Origin of the sequence: Candidatus Ruminimicrobium bovinum (genome assembly GCF_902760015.1) — a bacterium.
Taxonomy (GTDB): domain Bacteria; phylum Elusimicrobiota; class Endomicrobiia; order Endomicrobiales; family Endomicrobiaceae; genus Ruminimicrobium; species Ruminimicrobium bovinum.
In genome coordinates this window covers 1-4,159 of record NZ_CACWEU010000001.1, presented here as the reverse complement: position 1 = coordinate 4,159, position 4,159 = coordinate 1, and the positions used below count along the sequence as shown (strand labels likewise).

The following is a 4,159-nucleotide window of genomic DNA, read 5'->3' as shown; positions in this document are numbered from 1 at the left end:
TCTTTAAAAATATTTTCTCTTTTTTCCGTGCTGGAACTATTCACTTATATTTTTTAGGCACGGGCTCCAACTGTGTTTTCCTAACAACCTAATGTAACGGAAAACACCACGAACATGGTCGCCCTAAGAATTAAAGTAAAAAATTCTTACCTAAAAAATATCTCGTTCATAGACAGTTCCTGAGGCACTGTCAAAAAGAAAAATATTTTTAAAGATTTTCAATTTTTAAAAGCATGTTTAGCTTAAAGGAGTAACAGATGGAAGTTAAAAACAACCAAAAATTTTGGCACAGTATTGAAATAAACGATGTTTTAAAAGAATTTAATACCGATGCTCATACAGGACTTAAAGAAAGTGAAATTTCGGAAAGGCAGCAAAAATACGGTAAAAATGTTTTAACACAAAAAAAAGGCGACGGACCTATAAAAAGATTTTTTTTGCAGTTTCATAACAGTCTTTTATATGTGTTGATAATTTCCGGTTTTATAACATTGTTTTTAAAACAATGGGCCGATTGCAGTGTAATATTCGGTGTAGTTTTAGTAAATGCAATAGTAGGGTTTATACAGGAAGCAAAAGCATTAAAATCGTTGGAAGCACTTGCAAAATCAATGACAACACAAGCGGTTGTTATGAGAGACGGTAAAAGAATGCATATAGATTCCTCCGAAGTTGTTCCCGGTGATATATTGTTTTTTGTTTCCGGTGATAAAGTTCCTGCAGATTTAAAATTGATATCATCAAGGGAGTTACAAATAAATGAATCCGCTCTTACGGGTGAATCTTTACCCGTGGAAAAAAATATAAATACTTTGCCGTCTTCTACGGTTTTAGCCGATAGAAAAAATATGTTGTATGCTTCAACACTTGTAACTTACGGCAGCGGTAAAGGTGTTGTTATAGCAACGGGTGATAATACCGAAGTAGGTAAAATTTCCCAACTTATATCATCTGCCGATGTTTTGGAAACGCCGTTAACGCAAAGAATGGCAAAATTCAGTATGTTCCTTATTTATTTAATTATGACAATGGCAGTAATTACTTTTACGGTAGGTATATACCATAACCAAGGTTGGGTATTGATGTTTTTGGCAGCTATCGGGCTTTCGGTTGCCGCAATTCCGGAAGGGTTGCCTGCCGCTATGACAATTACACTTGCAATAGGTGTTTCAAGAATGGCTAAAAGAAAAGCCATTATAAGAAAACTTCCGGCGGTTGAAACACTCGGCAGCACAACCGTTATATGTTCTGATAAAACAGGAACTTTAACCGAAAACCAAATGACCGTTACGGAAATGTTTACCGACGGTAAAGCAATAGATGTTACCGGAACCGGTTACAGTTTTGACGGTCAATTAAAAATTAAAGAAACAAATACGGTTATAGGAACGGATTATTCAAAATCTTTAAAATATTGTTTAATTGCAGGTTATTTATGCAACGATGCAAAAATAATAAATATTGACGGCAAAAATGATGTTCAGGGTGACCCTACCGAAGGTGCTTTAATAGTTTCCGGAGCCAAAGCAAAACTTAATGATGAAGTTGTAGAACAATTTCCGAAACTTGACACGATACCTTTTGAGTCCGAATATCAATATATGGCAACATTACACGAAAACGGCGGGACAAATATTGCTTTTGTAAAAGGTGCCGTGGAAAAAATTACAAATATGTGTTCTTATATGCTTGATAAGCAGGGTAATAAAATACTTTTTAACAAAGAAGAAATAGTAAAAGTTGCAAATAAAATGGCAACAAGGGGCTTAAGGGTTTTATGTTTTGCATATAAAGATTTGAACCAAAACCATAAACAGCTAAGACATGAAGATATACTGACAGGTTTAACTTTTACGGGACTTCAGGCAATGATAGACCCTGCAAGACCGGAAGTTATTGAAGCCGTTAAAAAATGCCACAGTGCGGGAATAAAAATAAAAATGATTACCGGCGACCATGCATTAACCGCATCTGCCATAGCAAAAGCCATAGGAATAATTAAAGGTGAAAATGCGGATTATACCGCAATAACCGGCAGCCAACTTGAACAATACGATAATGAACAATTAAAAGAAATAGCAGTTAAATATTCCGTATTTGCAAGGGTAACCCCGGAACAAAAATTAAGACTTGTAAAAGCATTACAGGTTCAAAACAATATCGTTGCAATGACCGGTGACGGTGTAAACGATGCACCTGCATTAAAACAGGCAAACATTGGTGTAGCAATGGGAATAACCGGAACCGAAGTTGCAAAAGAATCGGCGGATATGGTTTTGACCGACGATAATTTTGCTTCAATAGTTGCGGCCGTTGAAGAAGGCAGATGTGTATTTGATAATATAAGAAAATTTATTATTTGGACACTTCCCACGAATATGGCACAAGGTATTGCCATGATGACGGCTATTTTCCTTAATATGCCGGAACTTCCTATATTGCCTAAACAAATTCTTTGGATAAATATGTCAACGGCATTGTTTTTGGGAATGATGCTTTCCTTTGAACCGAAAGAAGACGGTATAATGAAAAGGGAACCCGTAAGCCCGGATATGAAAATTATGGACGGAATTTTTTGGTACCGGCTTGCAATTATAAGTGCCGTTATAGTTACAGGTGTTGTAATATTGTTTAATTATGAACTTAGTCACGGTGCTACACTTGCACAGGCAAGAGGTGTTGCGGTATCGGTATTTATAGTATGTCAAAGTATGTATTTATTAAATTGCCGTTCAATGACAAAATCAATGTTTTCGCTCGGTTTATTTTCAAACCCGTATATTTGGCTCGGTATACTTATAATGTTTGCAACACAGTTTGTGTTCTTATATGTTTCGCCTGTAAATACATTCTTCTCAACCGAAGGTATTTCGCTTGCTTCCTGGGGAAGACTTTTTATTATTGGTTTTATAATTTATACCGTTATAGGAATAAGCAAGTTTATCGGTAATATTTACCGTAAAAGAAAAGCATAGCATTTTTAATGTATAATGTCGGTAAAAAATGTAAAGTATTTTTTGATAAGTAATTAGACTTTTTGCGAAGTAAAAAATACATTAATTATAAATTTTATACATTGTAGTTTTAAGGAGGCAGTATGTTATATCATTTATCTGTATTTTTGGAAAATAATCCGGGAAAATTGGAAAAAATAACAAAAATCCTTGCAGATAACAAAATTAATTTAAGAGCAATGTCTCTTGCAAGCACGGGAGATTTCGGTGTTATGAAATTGTTGGTGGATAACCACGATAAAGCTTACGATGTTTTAAAACAAAATAAATTAGCCGTTACAAAAAGGCAAATAGTTGCCGTTGTAGTTGATAATGTTGCAGGTTCGTTTAATATTTTATTAAACAAATTAACAGCAAAAAACGTAAACATTGAAGATTGTTACGGCTTCTTATTAGGTGACGGCAAAACCGCTGCAATAGTTATGGAAACGGAAACCGAAAATATTGAAGGAATTTTAAAAGATATAGGTGTTGAAGCATTGAGCGCCGAAAAAGTTTACAAATATTGATAAAATTTGTTTATTAAACTTTGCGTACTTGTAGTTTTTTTACTTTTTCTTTTTATTTTCTTTATTTTCCTGTTCTTGTGTAAATACGTAATATTGGCGCGGTGAGAGAATATTTCTTATATTTATTTGAGCATCAATTTTTATACGTTCTATCGTAAACGTTATTTCTTGTATATCTTCCATAAGTTTTTCGAGTTCAATGGAGCTTATATTATTATTTGTTTTACAAAGTTCTTCCTTAAATAACTTTTTTCTTATGGCAAGTTCTTTTTCCATTGCCGCAATTTTAGAATCTCTTTCCAGTAAAAAAAATTCTATTTGTTTTTCCTGCAATTGAGTAAGTTCAAACGAATTTGTTTTTTTGTCCAAAACAACCACGCCGTCATCAAGTGTATCATCATCAACCCCGTATTGATGAACCCTGCCGAATAAAACTTCGGCATTTAAAAAAAACATACTAAAAACAAACAATATAAGTATATGTAATTTTTTCATTACATATTAGTATATCAAAAAAAGTTTAAAAGTTAAAATAAAAAGTATTGTTGCTTTTGGAAAAGTTAAAACACATATGCGACATTTAAGAAGTTAAAAAAAGGTGTTGCAATGCAAATAAAAAATATAACATATGGCATG

General features: G+C 33.5%; 3 protein-coding genes. 2 read left to right on the top strand and 1 reads right to left on the bottom strand.

All coding sequences use genetic code 11. The annotated features are described in order from the left end of the window. Positions 1 to 257: 257 nt before the first annotated feature. A complete protein-coding gene (locus ACMUOV_RS00015; RefSeq protein ID WP_413852549.1) occupies positions 258 to 2,975 on the top strand; it encodes a cation-translocating P-type ATPase in 2,718 nt (905 codons plus the stop codon). A 122-nt stretch (positions 2,976 to 3,097) separates the two neighbouring features. After that, the gene (locus ACMUOV_RS00010; RefSeq protein ID WP_413852547.1) at positions 3,098 to 3,523 is read left to right on the top strand and encodes an amino acid-binding protein; all 426 of its coding nucleotides are present in this window, start codon (positions 3,098 to 3,100) and stop codon (positions 3,521 to 3,523) included. Positions 3,524 to 3,562: 39 nt separating this feature from the next. Here the strand turns inward: ACMUOV_RS00010 and ACMUOV_RS00005 are convergent, their stop codons facing one another. Further along, a complete protein-coding gene (locus ACMUOV_RS00005; protein WP_413852545.1) occupies positions 3,563 to 4,018 on the bottom strand; it encodes a hypothetical protein in 456 nt (151 codons plus the stop codon). Between the last annotated feature and the right edge of the window lie 141 nt (positions 4,019 to 4,159).

Bases quoted from the DNA above. Each gene is read 5' to 3' on its own strand.
- ACMUOV_RS00015 (WP_413852549.1), top strand. From the start codon at position 258: ATGGAAGTTAAAAACAACCAAAAATTTTGGCACAGTATTGAAATAAAC.
- ACMUOV_RS00005 (WP_413852545.1), bottom strand. From the start codon at position 4,018: ATGAAAAAATTACATATACTTATATTGTTTGTTTTTAGTATGTTTTTT.
- ACMUOV_RS00010 (WP_413852547.1), top strand. From the start codon at position 3,098: ATGTTATATCATTTATCTGTATTTTTGGAAAATAATCCGGGAAAATTG.